Source organism: Chloroflexota bacterium, from assembly GCA_016887485.1.
In the GTDB taxonomy this organism is placed as follows: Bacteria; Chloroflexota; Anaerolineae; order Anaerolineales; family Anaerolineaceae; genus Brevifilum.
This window is the reverse complement of the sequence record CP069394.1, coordinates 2016055-2033610: the sequence shown is the minus strand read 5'-3', so window position 1 is coordinate 2033610 and position 17556 is coordinate 2016055. Positions and strand designations below refer to the sequence as shown.

Genomic DNA, 17556 nt, shown 5'->3' with positions numbered 1-17556 from the left:
TAATTATATTAAAAGCAATAGAAATTCTGAGATTCACATTAGCTTCCCTTGCCTCAGCGATATTCTCACAGGATATTTAATTTTTCAACAGCCTGAATCATTATCAACCATCCGGTATAATACTTTTACCGATAATTATTCACATCAAGTGAAATTGAGTTATAGCAAGAATGCTCACGCCCGGGGGGTAAACCTTGTAGGTTCCCGCGGGTTACTTTTTTATCGCCCATATTTTAATTAAATAGTGAAAGGACCACCATGACTCCACCAGAATCTATTGGCTTCCCGCGTATGCTGCAGGAAGCTGGTGAAAAGCGCGTCTTTATGCCGGATTTCATTCAAATGCTCACGGGGTTGGGCTTTAGGGTAGTGATTGAGGAGGGCTATGGATCACGATCCGGGTTTGATAAGGCGGAATATCGGCAGGGGAATATTAAAATCTCCTTTGGCTCCCGGCAGGATGCATATGATCAGGATGTTGTTCTGGTCCTTCGTTCGCCTGATGATGATTTTGAGCGGATGAAGCCAGGAACAACGCTGATCTCTATGCTCCACTATCCCACGCACCCGAACCGTATTCCTAGATATAAGAAATTGGGTCTAAAGACCATTTCACTGGACAGCATCGTAAACGACAACGATGTCCGCTTGGTTGAAAACATGCGGGCTGTGGCCTGGAATGGACTTGAAGTGGCTTATGGCCTATTGGAGGAGGAATGGCCGGGACTGGTGAGACCGGACGGCAAGCCAATCCGCAATCTCCTTTTGGGAACCGGAATGGTGGGTCGGCATGCTGTGGACGCGGCAGTTCACCTCGGAAATATTGAGCGGAATAATGAACATATTGAATGGGGTGGCCCCGGCGCCACCTGTCGCGCGGTAGGTCGAAACCTGACCGGTCATAAGGATGAATTGATCAGCTTGCTTAGGAAGACGGATATCATAATTGACGCTACTCAGCGGCGTAACCCGGCGGAACCCGTCATCCCGAACAATTGGATCCAATATCTGCCGGATCATGCCATTGTGGTTGATCTGTCTGTTGACCCCTATATCCCCACCATAGAGCCACCGGTCGTTCGCGGCATTGAAGGAATTCCAAAGGGCAACCTGGACAAATTTGTGTTTTACCCTGAGGATGATGATTGGGAAGACACTGTGGCAGAAGGTGTCCCAACTGAATACCGGCGGAGGACAGTTACCTGTTATTCCTGGCCGGGTTTCCATCCGGAGGCCTGCATGACCCATTATGGGCAGCAATTGATGCCGATGATGCCGGTTCTTTTTGAAAAGGGTTATGATGGGCTTTCTTTGGAGGGGGGATTCTTCGAAAGAGCCATCTATCGGGCAACACTTAAAGCCTGGGAAAGTCAATCCGAGGATGCGTTTATCTGGAATGGTGACCATTCCCTGAGTTGAATAATTTTGAATAATAAAACCGGTCAGTTTCTACGAGCTGACCGGTTTTTGATTTAGTAGATCTGATTGCTTTATTCCTTATTGAAAAGCAGAACAGCGGGGACAAGGAACAGAGCTGTGAAACCCAGCAGAGCGAGGATTGACGGCCAGATATTGATAAGCCCCGCTCCTCGCAGAAGGATATCGCGGAAGCCAGTCATGATCCAATAAACCGGGGTGAATCGGGCGATCTTCTGAACGGATTCACCGAGGATTTCCAATGGGACCCATGCTCCGCCCAGGCCGGAAAAGATGAACATCGGGATCAGGGCGAAAATAGCACTCTGTTCGGGCATCTTTGCCAGGATACCGATCAGCAGACCCAGACTGGCCACGAAAGCGCAGCTTGCCACTGAAAGGGCCAGGGTCACCAGCGGCGAGGCCAGGAAGTCCAGCCGGAGGAAGAGCTGTCCAAAGGTCACCAGCACGATGAATTGCAGGAAGATCATTCCGAACATCGCCAGCCAGTGCCCGGCCAGGACGGCGCCGCGACGGACGGACATCCCCATCATCCGATCCAAAGCGCCCGATTTTCGTTCCTGAATGATGATTTCCGCTGCGCCCATCAGACCCGCAATGGCGAATTGGGCCATCATCCCCGGCAGCGACTGGGCAAAGGCGTTTTCGTCGCCACTCTGCTGGCTGCCATTGGGCGCGGTCTGGGTCTCCAAAGTTGTGACAGGTGGCGATTCCCAGGCCTGCATGGCGATGGCGAAGGTGTCATCGTAAATAGCGTCCATCTCAGCATTATCAGTTGTTTCAGCCTGCTGAGTGTATAATGCAGCGGCTTCAGTGGCGGCATTGGCGGCTGTCTGCATTCGGTTGGCGATGGTGATGATCTCCTGTTGGATAGAGATCCCCGCTGTTGAGTTTTCGTCCAGAATGGCAGTGAGGGTCACCTCGCCATTGTCCCGGATCTGTTGGCTGAACCCGGCTGGGAGGATCAGCACAGCGGCATAGTCCTCATCCGCAACGGCTTCCCGCAGGCTCTCCAGGCTGGCATCAGTTCCAGCCATTTCCAGGCGGATCACCTGAGATTGGCTAAATGCGGCCAGGATCGTCTCAGTAAGTTGGGTATCTTCCTCGCTCAGGGCGATCACTGGCAAGCGTTGATCGGTGCTACCTGGGCCACTGAATCCGCCGAACATGAAGCCAAACATCAGTGTAAAAAGGATGGGTGCGATGACCAGAAAGATTAGCGGCTTCCAGTCCTTGAAAAGTTGATAGAAATCCTTAAGTGCGATATCAATGAATTTCATGGTGACCTCTTTATGCAAACCGCTTTTTAAACCGGGCGTTCCCGATCAGGAAACAGATTAGTGCCCAGACCAGCATGCCGCCGGTCAATAACAAGGCATTGACCAGATCACCTTCCCAGGAGGCTTGCAGGGCATGCATGGCCCAACCCTGTGGCACCACAAGCGATACAAATTCAAAGGCTCGCTCAGCCGGGGTGCCCACGGTGAAGATGCTTGATATGCCCAGCATGCCGGTGAAGGTCAGCAGAGCGCCATAGATGATCCCGGCCTGTTTGGTGTCTTTTACGAAGGACATGACGAAGATCCCAAAGCTGGAGGCCAGAGCCACCAGGCCAACCGAGAAGAGGGATAAACTCAGTAAAGGTCCCCAGTTGACCTGAAAGACCAAATGGCCGAAGGTCAGCAGGGTGATGACCTGAACAATGATCATCAGGAAACCCGCCAGAAACTTGCCGTTCAGGATGGTTCGGGTGGATGTTGGGGAGATGAATAATCTTGCCAGTGTTCCCCTCTCCTGTTCCTGCAGGATGGTCTGCGCCGCGGACACCCCGGTATAGAAGGCATAAAAGATCATCATGCCGCCCATGATGCTGCGAAGGATGGTCTGCAAAAAGCTGGTGGATTCATTCGGTGCGGCGTCGGTGGGTGGCAGGATTGTAAGCGCACTGTACTGGGTTTGGCCGTTGGACTCACCTTCCTGTGTTAGCGTTTGGATCAGTTGGGCTTGTTGCGCTGAGGAGAGTTCGATGCCTTGTTTACTGAGCCCCTGCAGGATGGCATTCATTGAGATGACGCCCGAAGAAAAACCATCCACAATGCTCATCACGATGGATTCGGAGATTTGCGGGCCTAAGGAAAGTTCCGGGTCCTTGTAGAATTCGATCGCAGCGGGTTCATCCGTCAACCCAATCAGCGCATCAGTAAAATTGGCCGGGATGATGATGGCCAGGCCCGCCTCGCGACCGTCAACCGCTGAACGGGCTGCGGCCTCATCAGCAGGAGAGAGGGCCATCAGGTCAGAAAAATTCTCATTTTGCAGAATACTGACCAGCATCTCGCCCAGTGAACCGGCGGATTGATTTTCGAACTCAAATGTGGGGACAAGTTCACTCCCCTTGTCCAAATTAACGATTTGGACGGTAGTTTTCGGGACAGTGAATTCGGAATCGCTGCCGCCAACACCGCCAAAGAGAAATGCAAACAGCAGGGTCATCAAAATCGGCACGCCGAACATAAACGCCAGGGCAAACATGCTTCGGAATGCCCGGCTGAGGTCTTTCAGGGCAATCGGGATGCTTTTCATGAGGCGTCCTTTCAGTCTCGCAGGGCGCGGCCGGTCAGGTGGAGGAAGACGGCTTCTAGGTTGGGTTCCTGGATTTGGACGGAATTGATCCGCACGCCTACAGATGACGCTGCGGCAAAGATTTCCGGCAGAATCTTGTTGCTGTCATTGACCAGCAAGTGCAGCGTGCCGTTTTCCGATGAAATTTTCTTCACGCCATCAATGGCCTGCCAAACTGGCTTGACTTTGGTAGATTCACCAATGATGGTCAGGGTGATCCGGTCTAGTTCGCCGACAATATCAATCAATTCCTGGTGGGTGCCCGTGGCAATGATTTTGCCGTGGTCCATAATGGCGATCCGGTCGGAAAGTTCCTGGGCCTCTTCCATATAATGTGTGGTGTAGAGGATGGTGACGCCGTCGTCCCGCAGCTGTTTGACAGAATCGAGGATCTTGCGGCGGCTTTGGGGGTCAATGCCAACCGTGGGTTCATCCATGATGATGATAGAGGGATGATGCAGGAGAGCCACACCAACATTCAGGCGGCGCTTCATCCCGCCCGAAAACTTCGAGACGGCACCGGTGGCTCGGTCTTCCAAACCAATGAGGTGAAGCACTTCTTCCACTCGTTCGCTCAGCTCACTGCCGCGCAGGCCGTACATCTTGCCCCAAAAGTTCAGATTGGCGCGGGCTGATATATCTTCGTAAAGGGCGATCTCCTGGGGAACAACCCCGAGTTGGGCTTTGGCCGCTTCGGCTTCTTGTTGGACGGAATGGCCCATCAGCCAGACATTGCCGGCATCAGGTTTCAGCAGGCCGGAAATCATCCCGATTGTAGTGGTCTTACCGGCCCCATTCGGCCCAAGCAGACTGAAGATCTCACCCTTCTGAATATTAAAACTAATATTCCAGACAGCATGAACGTCTCCAAATTTCTTATCAATGTTTAGGATTTTGATTGCCGGATTGCTCATTGTTCACTCCTTTCGGTTTTATAAAATGAAAGTGATAAGTTTTTTTTGAGCAGAGCCAAAATTACTATGAATGGTTTCCTTTTGTCTAGCAGAGAGATCTGTACTTTGCGGAATACCTTAATTTAATTTTAGAGGAAAAGGGTTAACGCAACCCCATACAACTGGATTGTTTTCCAATAGCCGCATGGGTAGGGTGGATAATCACATAAAGCATGTAAAAATGCTGTTTTATAGGTAGCTTCCTTTATCGAATCTTAATTTCTGATCTGTATACTACTTGAAGATTTGACCAAAACCAGAAGGGAACAAGAAAAATGTCAGAACAAAGAAGGATGCGAAGGAAAAGAACGCGGATTATTGGTTTAATTATAGCTGCCGTTGTTATTATCGGCGGTGGGTTAACATTCTTTTTGCTAACCCGTGAGCCATCAGATTCTGTAGATAATTCGGAACCCGAGATACAGACAGCCACAGTGCGTCAGGGGGATATCTCCCTGAAGGCTACTGGAGCGGGCATTTTAACAGCTGGGGACAAGGTCATAATTGGTTTTGATACCGAAGGTGCTTTGGCAGAAATTTATGTGAAAGAAGGCGATTCAGTAGAAGCGGGAGATCCGATTGCACGGCTGGATGACACGAATGCCCAGAAAGCTTTAACCATAGCGGAACAAGATTTGGCAGAGTTGACCTCCCCGTTAGCCATCGCTGAAACCCGGGTGAAAATTACAAATATAGAGAAAGAGCTTCTGGATGCCCGTAATACCTTGGCCTACCTCATCAGTCCCGAAGTGTTGTATTATGAGGAAAAGTTAGCGGAAGCTGAGGAAGACCTCGAAGCGGCTACCGGGGCGAATGACGAAAAAGCGATAGCCTCAGCCGAGACAGCGATCATGCAGGCTCAAAACAACCTTAGCCATTTCCAATATGTTTATCAAAGTACATATATCCCGGATACCTTCACCGTTGAAGAGCAGGATGAAGATAATCCCGGCAAGACCATTGAGGTTGTATATGCGCCCACAGACTATGCAATTAACAATGCTCGTAATATGTATAACTACAAACTGGAAGAGATGAAAGCGCTAAAAAATTACCTTACAGCGCTGGAAACGGGCCAAATCCCTGAAGGTGCTGTAGGGACAGATATTTCCCGGTTGCGATCGGCTCTGCGAGCTGTGGAAGCTGCTCAGGAAGATCTCGAAAAGTGCGTACTTGTTGCTCCAATCACCGGCGTGGTCACTGAATTGACTGCCAAGGTTGGTGAGAAGTCAAACAGCAGCTTTGTGACTATTTTAGACCTTTATCATCCATACCTTGATATCTATCTGGACGCTTCGGATTGGGATATGGTGGATTTGGACTATGATGTGGAAGTTGAGTTTGACGCATATCCAGGTCTCATTTTGACAGGAAAAGTTACTCAAATTGATTCTTTTCTCACCAATACCGGTATGGCAAGTCTGATTTATGGTCAGGTTACGTTGGATGAAGAAAGTTTGGAGAAGATTGCAGATCTACTGATTGGGTCTGAAGGAACGGTGGATATTATTAAGGGCAGCGCTGAAAATGCGATCCTTGTCCCAGTTGAAGCCCTTCATAAAGTAGGTGATCAATACTCTGTTTTTGTTGTTGTAGATGGTGAAATGGAAGTTAGGTTTGTCGAAGTAGGCTTGATCGACACCTATTATGCAGAAATACTTTCCGGCCTTGAAGTTGGTGAGGTTGTTTCCACCGGGATAGTGGAGACGAATTGATGTCCACCCAAACCAATATTATTGAGACTCGTGATGTCTGCAAGACCTTTGGAAGAGGTGATGCAGAAGTAAAGGCATTGATTGATATCAATATCGAGATTAAACGCGGTGAATTTGTCGCCATCATGGGGCCATCCGGGTCAGGAAAGAGCACATTGATGAATATCATTGGGTGTTTACTACGGCCGGTTTCTGGGCAATTGATTCTGGATGGGGAGGATATTAGTGACCTTGATGCCTATGATCGAGCACTATTGAGGAACGAAAAACTTGGATTTGTTTTTCAATCCTACAACTTATTACCACGGACGAATGCTCTGCGAAACGTTGTTTTGCCATTAATTTACAACCGGGAAAACAGACTTTCACGTGATGATATGGAAGAATTGGCAGAAAAGATGCTGGAAAAGGTTGGATTGGGCAATCGGATGGAACATAACCCAAACGAACTTTCGGGTGGTCAGCAGCAGCGGGTGGCAATTGCTAGAGCCCTTATTAACAACCCGCTACTTTTGATCGCCGATGAGCCGACAGGAAACTTGGATAGCCATTCTGGTGAAGAGATCATGAGTTTGATTCATGATATGAACGAAAGTGGAATGTCCATTGTGATGGTTACTCATGACGAGGAAATCGCCAAGCACAGTTCAAGAGTGGTTCACCTTTTGGATGGTCGAATAGAGCATGTCGTGAATAATGGCAAACATTTAAAAAATACGGGAGCGGCCCAATGAGAATAACAGAAATTTTCAGAGCAGCCTTTGAGGCGATTGCCAAGAACAAGGCTCGATCTCTGTTGACAATGCTTGGCCTTGTCATCGGTGTGGCTGCTGTGATTGTGATGATCAGCATTAGTGCAGGAACGGAGGCTACGATTGAGGAAGAAATTACTCGTCTTGGTACGAATTTGATCTACATCACCCGATCTTTCAACATGGGTGGGATCAGTGGAATGCGGGATTTGTTTTCGGGTGGTCTGGTATACGATGATGCTTTGGCTATTAAGGAGAAGATCAGTGGTGTATCCGGGGTTGTGGTGGAACAAAGCACAAACCAAACGGTGAAATCAGAAGAAGTAGTTGTGGAGAACGTAAACGTGATGGGAACAACGCCTTCCTTCCCTTCGGTACGAGATATGGATGTTGAGAAAGGGCGTTATTTCACTGATCAAGATGTTGACCTTGAAGAAAAAGTAGCTGTTCTCGGTTCTTCTCTTGCAAAAAGTCTATTTGGTGATGAGGATCCGATTGGGCGAACCATAATTGTCGATAAAACCAGGTTGTCAATTATTGGTGTGATGGCTGAAAAGGGCATGGTAGGGGGCGTAGATTATGATTCTAGACTTTTTACGCCTATCACAGTAGTTTGGCATCAATTTTCCAACTATCAATTTGCCCGTCTCATGGGTGATCAGGTGGACATGATCTTCGTGGAGATTGCTGATCCTGATAACATGGATAAGATTATCACTCAGATTTCCTTGTTGCTTGCAAAAAGGCATGAGGTTACGCTGGATGATCCCGATTTCAAAATTACAACTCAACAGGACATCATTGGGACCCAGGAAGCCACAACTGAAGCCTTTCGCACTTTGTTAGGCTGGGTAGCGGGCGTTTCTTTGGTCGTTGGCGGGATCGGCATCATGAATATTATGTTGGTGAGTGTGACAGAACGCACCCGTGAGATTGGCATTCGCCAATCGGTTGGAGCTACCCCGAGTGATATACGGTGGCAATTCTTAGCAGAATCCATCCTGCTTAGTGTAACTGGTGGTTTACTCGGTATTTTGGTGGGGATTGGCAGCTCAGCCTTATTCCAGCGTTTTGCAGATATGCGTACGGTTATTGTGCCTGGATCTATTCTACTGTCTTTCGTTGCGGCAACAGCCGTAGGAATTTTCTTCGGCTTTTACCCTGCGAATAAGGCCGCCAGACTGGACCCAATTGACGCTCTAAGGCATGAATAAATACGAACTACACTTTAAGGAGTGAAGAAAAGTGAAACGAAAAAGTTTAATTTCAGTTGTCGGAATATTGTTGATTATGTTCCTGGTTGCTTGTTCCGGGAATAGTCAGGAAGAGGCGTCTACCGAAGCGGATGGCGATGGCGAACCCCAAAGCGTTGTTAGCAACAAGCCGAATGACGAGCTTATGGATGTCAGTCAATTAATCGTTGGTACATTGATGTTGGCTGAGACAGACTATCCGATAACCCCTGAACAAGCCGAAACGCTGCTCCCCCTTTGGCAGATCTATCAAACAATGGTGGACGAAGATACAACTGCCTCGCAAGAATTGGACGCGGTCATTAAACAAATTCAGAGAGCCCTTTCAGATGAGCAATTGACTGAAATCTCCTCTATTGAATTTGATGACCCGGTTGAAATGATGGAGTTATTGGGTATTGAACCGAATCTAATGACAGGGCCCCAATCAGTTGATGATCTCCCTGAAGATATCATGGATCAACTCGGTAGTGGTGGTGTCATTGTGATCGATGGCGGCCTTATTGGTTCTGGAGAAATGCCCAGTGGCGGTTTTTCCGGTAGCCTCGATTCTGGTGAACTGGGTGATATTGGTGAACTAGACCCTGAGCAGTTTGAGAAACTCCAGGGCCAGGCAGGGGATTTAGACTCAATCCAAATCAGAATGTTTCTACCTGCTCTAATTGAATATCTGGAGGAAGTTGCAGCTTCATAATCTCATCTCTTCTCCTTTTATAAACTGGACCATAGGGAAACCTATGGCCCGGTTTGTTTAAAGAGTTATCCACAAAGGGATAAAAAACCTCCTGCCGGGATATCCAACAGGAGGTAAATCGTCCTCGCCCCTACAACGATGCCCCGTAAAAGGCTTCAGAGAACGGGTGTTTTTTAGCGGACAATTAAGGGAATGAAGTTCATAATGGGGTCGTCCAACTGGATATCAATATCCGTATGATCGGGGGTTGCACCGGAGATGACAACCGCCAGGGGCGCGCTGCCTGGGGTCAGGCTATACCAGGCGAAAGGCTCGTCTGGGTCAGGTTGATGGTTACCATTCAGGTCCATCAGGGCACCGATATAGTAGCTGCCATCGGGAATCCCGACGATTGAATAGGGATAGACACTTGTGGCACTGCCCACATCAATAGTATGCACCGGGGCACCATTGGGATTCGTAAACAGCCCAACGCTAATCGGGTTTGTCCCGTGGCTGCCGGTGTAGGTCACCTCGCCGCTGATCGATCCGCCATCAGCTTCCACAATTAACCGCATAGTCGTTGAGCCCAGACTGACACCCCACTTCAGGCCGGGGTCAAGCGTTGGCAGCGATGTGGAGGCAAAACTGCCGCTCACGGAGCCATAGGTCATGATCGTGAAGATGTCACCCAGTTCTGGAGAGTAGTCATTGATCAGGGTGACTTCCAGCGTGCCGCCCAGGGTGGCTCCGCCGGTGACGACCAATTGGTCGTGTTCCGTATCCGGTGTGGTGCCGCCCAGCTCAATGGCGAGGGTACCGCTTGCCTCTTGGGTGTAATCGCCGCTAACAGTGATCGTGCCGGGAGAGCTGCCGGGGCTGACTGTGCCGGCGTTGGTTAGGTTGCTCTGGATGGATCCTGTGCCCGTGAAACTCTCACCGGTAGCAATGGTGTATGAGCCTACGATATATTCCCCGCCCTTCAAAATGATGTCACTGATATCCACATTTGAACCGCTGGCTTCTGTGACCGATGAGTTTGTTTCAATGGTGATGCTGTCCGCTGTGACCGTACCACTGAATGTAATGGTGTGGATTTGGGTAACGTAAATGTCATCCACGGTGATGATTGAACTGGGTTGGAAGGTGTGGGTTTGTTCAGTACCCATGACATTGAAACGTAAGGTGTCTCCGGTGAATGATCCGGCATGTGAGCTGCTATTGTTCAGATAGAGATACGTGTAGGCGAAATTGACCTGGCCGTTGTTATAGAAAGGACCTCTTATCGCAAGCCGGTTTGGACTATTGACGGTAATAACGCCGTTGTTGATAACCGAGTCGGCATAGATATTGGCTGTGCCAAGGTCTGAGGTGGTCAATTGGGCACCCGCATCAATTGTCAATGAATTCACACTAACGGAAGTTGTGCCGGATAGGTTTGGATAAGGATGTCCGGTCACTTCCTGGATGACGGCATCATTTTCGCCTATGGGATAGGATGGGAGGGTATTGAAGAAGCAACCGCTCCAGTTGTCAGCAGTAAACCAATCGGAACTAACGGTCCCTTCCCATAAACAAACCGTCTGGGCAGAGGCCTTCTCTGCCAGGTTTGTACCTGCCAGGCCCAGGAAAATCCCCAGAATGATAATGAGCCGAATGATAATACCTGATCTCTTCCGTAACATGATGACCTCCTGATTAATCATTTTGATTGGTTTTGGGGTGGGTTTCTTCAAGCGATTTTTGCTGGATGATCCGGGTCAGTTCGTCCAGGCTGGTGAAGGGTTTGATATCCCCCGGTTCAGAGCCTTCAATCACCCCGCGCCAGGCAGGGGGCTGATCTTCGAGATATTCAGCCCAAACTCGCACGATGAGCGCGACGGTTTGTCGGTGTAATGGTGTGACCATAGTTCTCCAGGGTATCTGGATGCTTGTGATTAACTATGGCTAGGGTAACAAATCCCCCTTACGAAATTCTTAATGGGCTTTGGAAAGGTCTTGCCGGATTTGGATAATCTCGTTATGGTCCCTGACCCCTGTCATAAAGGACTGACGAGATTCTGCATCGGAAATGGTTTCGGCGCGGCGTGAAAGAATCTGGTGAGCAGTTTGAATGATCTCCGGTGCCAGAGGGTCATTATTGGCCGCCATCACCTGATGGTAAACCAGATAGATCCAAAGCAGCCGGTCCGGACCCTGCAGCTCCCCTTGTTTGAGCGCCGGCAGGAAATCCTGCACGATGGCAAGAGCCAGCTCGGGTTTTCCTTCCAGCAGGGCGATTTCAGCAAGGCCGGCTAAGGGCTCAGGTGAGAGATGGGTTTGCTGATAGGCTTCAAAGGAGGTAATGGCCTGTTGATAGTATTGACGGGCTTGTTCAAGCTCTCCCTGGGTCAAATAAGTATGCCCGATAGCGTTGGATGCAGGCCCCTTGAACCAGGGCAGGTCCGCGCTGAGTGCAAGTGCTTCTTCACCCATAACTGCCGCGGCTTCTGGCTCACCGGTGAGCGTTTTCAGCAGGCTGGAATTGATCATGAAATTGATATAGCGATGAGAATTTATGTCGGGCTGAAGCCTAGCCGCCTGTGCCCAATAATGCTGAGCCAGCTCATAGTCGCCCAGATCACGGGCGAGAGCGGAAAGCCCGGCGAGGGAATCGAAGGTCTGCTCATCGTGTTTGATGCGGCAATTGATGGCATATGCTTCGTTGTAATCAGCCAACGCCAGATCATATTGCCCGATTTGCCGGTGCAGGTTGCCCAGGTAATTTTTGGCCATGGCCACGCCCTCATCATTGCCAATTTCAGCTCTGATCTGGATGGCTTCTTGGAAAAGGGATTGGGCTTCCATGAAGCGGCCGAGGTTGGTTGTGACCTCCGCCAGATTCGTCAGGATGACGCCTTCCGCCAGACGGTCCTTGATGCGCTGGCAGATTTCAGCCGCCTGGTTATAGTAATTCACAGCTTCCGAAAGGTCACCAATCAACTCGGTCACTTTTCCAAGATTGTTGAGGGCCGATAGTTCGCCGCGCAGGTCCCCAACCTTGCGATGGATGATCAGCGCTTGCTGGAAGAAGTCGAAACTCTGGTGATATTTGCTTTGCCAATAGTGAGCGTTGCCCAGACAGCGGATGATGTCCCCTTCAAGAGCGGGGAAGGCCATCTCACGCGCCACCTGAAGGGCTCGCTGCAGGTTATCAACGGATTGATGGAGGTCCAACGCTGCCCGCCCGGCAAGCAGCAGGGCACGGGCCTCAATCTCCTTTGCACCAGCGGATTGGGCCATCTTGATCGCTACCTCGACATTGCTGTAGGTGGCGTCGTTGTTGCCCAGGATCCATTCATAGGCTGCTCGCCTCAGCCGAATTTCCGCCTGGATTGCGGTTGGTAGGTCCGGATAAAGCGCGTCCAGGGCCAGCAGGTCCTCGTGCTGCTCCTTACGCATGCCATGCAGGTCGTAAATCCCTTCACGCCTCAGCCGGAGCTGGGCGATCTGTTCGATATCACTGGCGTTGATGAGAGGCAGGGCGATCTCTATGTAATGGAGGGCCTCGATGCTGGCAAACCGCGCCAAGGCCTGTTCACTGGCTAAAGTCGCGTAATGAAGGGTCTTTTCTGCTTTGCCAGCCCGATGATAATGATCCGCTAGGGTGGCAGCGTGGCTTTCCAACTGGCCGGCATAAAGGCTTTCCATCACTTTGGCTACCTGGTGATGCATCGACCTGCGCCGGACGGCGGGGATGGTCTCGTAGGCCACCTCGGCATAATAATCATGGCTGATCATAAAGTCGGGCTTGTCCAGGCTGCGCGGTTCGATTAACAAACCCGCGTCCAGGAAGATATCCACCGTGGTCAGGAGGTTTTCTTCGGATTGCTCAGTGACAGATTTTAGCAGATCGAAGTTGAACTCGCCGTCAATCAAAGCCGCAAAGTCGAACACACGTCTCTGGGCAGGGTTGAGGTGATTCAGACGGGCTGCAATCGTCGCGCGCAAGGTCACCGGCAGGGCTGGGGCTTCAGCGGAGGTGACCTCCCATTCGTCACTGGAATTGATAAAGAGATACCCGGTTTCAAACATATGCTGCAGCAGCGCCACCACAAAGAGGGGCACCCCTTCACTCTGTGTATGGATCTGTTTGGAGAGGACAGGGTGTTGGCGGCCTGAGAGGTGGGTGATCAGGGATTGGATGTCCTTCAGGGCCAAAGAACGCAGGGTCAGCCCGGCGGGGCCAAATGCAGTCCGCAGGGGGTGATCCGGTGGCGTGTCTTCACTGCGATAGCTCAAAAGGACCCGGAAGGTCTTGCTGAGTTGAGTGAGCAGGTCAACCGCGGTGGAGCTGAGCCGTTGGGCGTCGTCCACAATGATCAGGGTGGGCAGGCCTGCGCAGGCTGCCGAGAGGTCATTGATGGCTTGCTTGAGCCTTTGCTGCTCGCCATTAGGCAGCAAGGGCGTGAGTTCGGCGATTCCATCCACCCGGTCATGAATTTCAGGGATCAGGATGGCGAGGGCGGCGAGAGTGTCCGGGTGGAGTTTATTTACGACACTTTCCGTTAGCATTTCCTGTAGGGCGGAAACGATAGCGGCGGTAGGACGGTGTTCAGAGGAAGGCAGCTGGACTTTGAGTGTCCGGATGGATTGTTTGTCGACATACTCCGTGAAGCGGTTGACCAGGCGGCTCTTGCCAATTCCGGCTTCGCCTTCCAATAGAATGATATGTTTGTCTGGGTCCTGCCATTGGGAGACCAGCCAGGCATATTCCCGGTCGCGGCCTACCAGGGGGATTTCGGTCAGCGCATATGGCACTTCAAACAATCGGCCTTCATAGATCGGGGGTGGGTAGCGCAGACCGTCATCAGCTTTCCAGAGGTTGCCTTTCTGGATCTTATTGTAGAGGTCCACTGTTGACTTTAGTGGATCCACGCCCAGTTCACCGATCAGCATCTGCTTGCACTGATCGTAAACGCGCAGAGATTGGTTCCGCTCACCGGCGTAGTAATGGTAGAGCATCAGGCGGACGTAGATGGTCTCCCTGAGGGGGTCTTTGGCCAGGGCCTGGCGTGTTCGGGCGATGGCCAGACGGTAGCGGCCTTGCTGGGCATAGCATTCGGAGAGTTCAATCAGCAAGGTGATGAAGGTTTCCCGCAGCGCTTCGCGTTGGTGATAGGTCCAATCCGCATAAAGGTCTTCCGCGAGCAAGTCGCCGCGGTAAAGCTCCCGGGCTTGCTCAAGGACGCCGATGGCTTCAATTTGCTGGCCTTGTTCCTGCAGACGCGCGCCTTCTGCCAGGTGTGCCTGGAACTGTTCCACGTCCAGACAGCAGGTTTCGTCGGGCTGGAAGAGGTATCCCCCGTGGACGGTTTGGATCAGTGATTTATTATCCTGCAGGAGGCTGCGCAGCTGGCTGATCCGAACATGGAGCCTCCGCCGGGCAGATTCAACAGGCTCATTGGGCCAGAGGATTTCAATCAGCTGCTCACCGGTCACGACCTTTCCCCGATTGGTGAACAGAATTTTGCCAATGGTTTGGGTCTGCTGAGACTGCCAATCCTGCGCGCTCAACCCGCGGCCAGAGACGCTTATTTCAAAGTGGCCAAGCAGGTGGATGCGGAGCAAATTGGTCATTATGTTGAAAATTTTGACTGTCCAATGATGAGTTTATCGTTCCTAATTATTCTAAGTCAGTCGAATTAATTATAAGGCCAAATATTGCTGAGGTTGTAGTATGGCTTTCCGCTGGTTAGGCTCAGATCAGGAATAAGGTTAATATGAAGTTTATCACTACGGCAGCAGTTAGGTTGGGCCAGATGTTTCCAGATTGATTTGCCACCATGCCGTTTACCAATCCAATAGCGACAAATGAATAAATTAAGCCATAAACAACACTCATCAGGGGGTTGGGCATCAGGAAGGTGATCACCAACTGGGGTAGGGTGAAGATTGCGGCTTGGATTATGTTAGCCCAACCGGCACCAAGTTTTGTCGTTAGCCCGCGCAGTAGCCAACCCCGGAAACAAAGTTCCTCAGCGAAGAGGCTGACCAGGCCTGAATAAAAGACCAAACCTATCCAGTTGGTTGGACTATTGAAAGTTGGTATCCAAAAGAAAGTTGGGTCTTGCGTCGTGGGCTGAGTTGCTTCCTCCACCAGGAAACGATATGCACCAGACAAAGGCTCAAAAATTAAGTAGATAGCAGCAAGTATCCCCAGGTTTATAGCAGTCCATTTGAGATAGGTCTGCCACGCCATAGAACCCATTCCAATCCGCTTGGCATCCTTGGTAACAAGTAGTTTGATAAGTGGCGGCAGCAGGAATATCAGGGTAAAGATCGGGAAGGGGAAACCCCGCCATAAGGAAACGGCAATGGCGATAACCATAGCTGCCACGATCCAGATCAGTGCGATAGTTTCCTGTCGGCTCCACTGGGTTTTCTTGTGCATTGGTAATACTCCTTTGGATAATGAACGCGTCTATTATTCTATTTCTTATCTTAACCGGTTTAGAGGTTTATTCCCTGACTAAATGGGTAGTTTGAGCCTGGAAATCCGGGTGATGATTTTCACCATTCCTTTTATATAATAGATATGTTCGATTCTTTTTGAAAGAAGGTATAAACCATGGCCGTGCATAATAAAATCGTGATTATTGGGGCTGGCGTCGCTGGGCTTTCTGCTGGAATCTATGCTCAGATGAATGGGTTTGATACAACCATCTATGAAATGCACAGCTTGCCTGGTGGGCTGTGTACCTCCTGGCGGCGACGGGGCTATACCTTTGATGGCGCAGTGCGTTATCTTGCCGGTGTTAACCCCAAAACCAAAGGCTATCAGCTTTGGGAGGAGCTTGGGATTCTCAAGGATACCCCCATCCATTTTTATGAAGAGTTCGTTGCAATTGAGGGGCGTGATGGACGGACCCTGCACCTTTATACTGATGTGGACCGCCTGGAAAAACACCTTTTAGTGTTGGCGCCTCAGGACAAGCGGACGATCGCTGAGTTTGTTGAGGGCATTCGAGATTTCACCCGCATGGAACTGCCCGTGGATCTGACCGCGGAAGATATGGTGGAACTGGCGGAGATGGGCAAGGACATGCTGCCGGTATTGATGCCGACCTTGCGCTGGCGGGCAAAAACCCTCATGGAGTATGCGGATAAGTTTTCCGATCCCTTACTGCGCGAGGGGCTGCAACATTTCTTCCAGTTTGCGCCTACGGATTTCCCAATGATGCTCTGTCTCTCAACCCTGGCGATGATGAACGACCAAGAAGCGGGATATCCCATGGGCGGATCTCTACCGTTGGCCAAGGGACTGGCGAGCCGTTTTGAAGATTTGGGCGGCAGGATCGTTTACCGCACCCGGGTAAAAGATGTCCTAGTGGAAAACGATCGGGCTGTCGGTGTCGTGCTGGCAGATGGCCGGGTAGATCGGGCGGATATCGTGATTTCTGCCTCCGATGGGCGGGCGACGATCTTTGAGCTCCTGGGCGGGAAATATCTTGATGAGAAAATTCGTCACACCTATAACGATGGTATGATCCCCTGCAAATCCATCCTGCAGGTTTCGCTGGGGGTTGCGATGGATTTCTCCGATCTGCCGCCGATGATCAATATTCCTCTGGATCAGCCCGTATGGCTGGGCAATATCCGGCACGACCGAATGGTGCTGAAGCATTATTGCTTTGACCCGCAAATGGCCCCTAAAGGCAAGAGTTCCCTGAGTCTTTGGTTTGAAGCGGACCCTGACTATTGGCAGTGGCTTTATACGGACGATGACCGCTATGAGGACCATAAAGAGGAAGTGGCCGAGATTGTGATTGATGCCTTGGAGAAGCGTTTTCCTGGCTTGCGGGATGCGGTGGAAGTCGTGGATGTGGCCACGCCGGTGACCTATCAGCGCTACACCGGTAACTGGCGGGGTGCGTTTGCGGGGTGGGCATTCACCACCCGCAAGATGACCATGATGATGGGGAAGGGGATGGATAAGACCCTGCCTAGACTGGATAATTTCTATATGATCGGTCAATGGGTGGAACCGGGCGGCAATGTGGAACTATCCTGCGCCTCCGGCCGGGATGTGATCAAAGATATTTGTCATGACATGGATGAGATGTTCATTCCAGAAGAAAAAGAGTTTAATAAGTAAAGTCCGCCTTGACA

Annotated in this window: 13 protein-coding genes; 6 read left to right on the top strand and 7 right to left on the bottom strand. The window is 50.6% G+C overall.

Annotated features, from left to right (window positions below; all coding sequences use genetic code 11):
- Positions 1-258: 258 nt before the first annotated feature.
- Positions 259-1419: an alanine dehydrogenase gene (locus tag JR338_09290; protein QRN82612.1), complete on the top strand. Its 1161-nt coding sequence runs from the start codon at positions 259-261 to the stop codon at positions 1417-1419.
- A gap of 71 nt (positions 1420-1490) precedes the next feature.
- Here the strand turns inward: JR338_09290 and JR338_09285 are convergent, their stop codons facing one another.
- From JR338_09285 to JR338_09275, 3 genes are read right to left on the bottom strand one after another with little or no spacing between them, the layout of a single operon-like run.
- On the bottom strand, positions 1491-2717 hold the full coding sequence (locus JR338_09285) for an ABC transporter permease (GenBank protein QRN82611.1): 1227 nt from the start codon (positions 2715-2717) through the stop codon (positions 1491-1493).
- Between the two features lie 10 nt (positions 2718-2727).
- Complete coding sequence (locus JR338_09280; GenBank protein ID QRN82610.1) at positions 2728-4020, bottom strand: ABC transporter permease; 1293 nt, start codon at positions 4018-4020, stop codon at positions 2728-2730.
- 11 nt (positions 4021-4031) lie between these two features.
- Positions 4032-4973, bottom strand: a complete 942-nt coding sequence (locus JR338_09275) for an ABC transporter ATP-binding protein (GenBank protein ID QRN82609.1) — start codon at positions 4971-4973, stop codon at positions 4032-4034.
- A gap of 314 nt (positions 4974-5287) precedes the next feature.
- Here JR338_09275 and JR338_09270 point away from each other — a divergent pair, with 314 nt between their 5' ends.
- Genes JR338_09270 through JR338_09255 form a run of 4 tightly spaced genes read left to right on the top strand, consistent with a single transcriptional unit; the run spans position 5288 to position 9426 of the window.
- Positions 5288-6727: an HlyD family efflux transporter periplasmic adaptor subunit gene (locus JR338_09270; protein ID QRN82608.1), complete on the top strand. Its 1440-nt coding sequence runs from the start codon at positions 5288-5290 to the stop codon at positions 6725-6727.
- Positions 6727-7461 (top strand): ABC transporter ATP-binding protein, encoded by a 735-nt coding sequence (locus JR338_09265; GenBank protein ID QRN82607.1) that lies wholly within the window; start codon positions 6727-6729, stop codon positions 7459-7461. Before JR338_09270 ends, JR338_09265 begins: the two co-directional genes overlap by 1 nt.
- Positions 7458-8693: an ABC transporter permease gene (locus tag JR338_09260; GenBank protein QRN82606.1), complete on the top strand. Its 1236-nt coding sequence runs from the start codon at positions 7458-7460 to the stop codon at positions 8691-8693. Before JR338_09265 ends, JR338_09260 begins: the two co-directional genes overlap by 4 nt.
- 31 nt (positions 8694-8724) lie before the next feature.
- Entirely contained in the window at positions 8725-9426 is a 702-nt protein-coding gene (locus tag JR338_09255; GenBank protein ID QRN82605.1) for a hypothetical protein, read from the top strand.
- Between the two features lie 173 nt (positions 9427-9599).
- Here the strand turns inward: JR338_09255 and JR338_09250 are convergent, their stop codons facing one another.
- The 4 genes from JR338_09250 to JR338_09235 all read right to left on the bottom strand — a co-directional run bounded on the left by JR338_09250 (position 9600) and on the right by JR338_09235 (position 15838).
- Positions 9600-11090 (bottom strand): hypothetical protein, encoded by a 1491-nt coding sequence (locus JR338_09250; GenBank protein QRN82604.1) that lies wholly within the window; start codon positions 11088-11090, stop codon positions 9600-9602.
- A gap of 13 nt (positions 11091-11103) precedes the next feature.
- Positions 11104-11313 (bottom strand): hypothetical protein, encoded by a 210-nt coding sequence (locus tag JR338_09245; protein ID QRN82603.1) that lies wholly within the window; start codon positions 11311-11313, stop codon positions 11104-11106.
- Positions 11314-11382: 69 nt separating this feature from the next.
- A complete protein-coding gene (locus JR338_09240) occupies positions 11383-15024 on the bottom strand; it encodes a tetratricopeptide repeat protein (GenBank protein QRN82602.1) in 3642 nt (1213 codons plus the stop codon).
- Between the two features lie 121 nt (positions 15025-15145).
- Positions 15146-15838 (bottom strand): CPBP family intramembrane metalloprotease, encoded by a 693-nt coding sequence (locus JR338_09235; protein QRN82601.1) that lies wholly within the window; start codon positions 15836-15838, stop codon positions 15146-15148.
- A gap of 177 nt (positions 15839-16015) precedes the next feature.
- Between JR338_09235 and JR338_09230 the strand changes: the two genes are divergently transcribed.
- Positions 16016-17542, top strand: a complete 1527-nt coding sequence (locus JR338_09230; protein QRN82600.1) for an NAD(P)/FAD-dependent oxidoreductase — start codon at positions 16016-16018, stop codon at positions 17540-17542.
- The last annotated feature ends 14 nt before the right edge of the window (positions 17543-17556 follow it).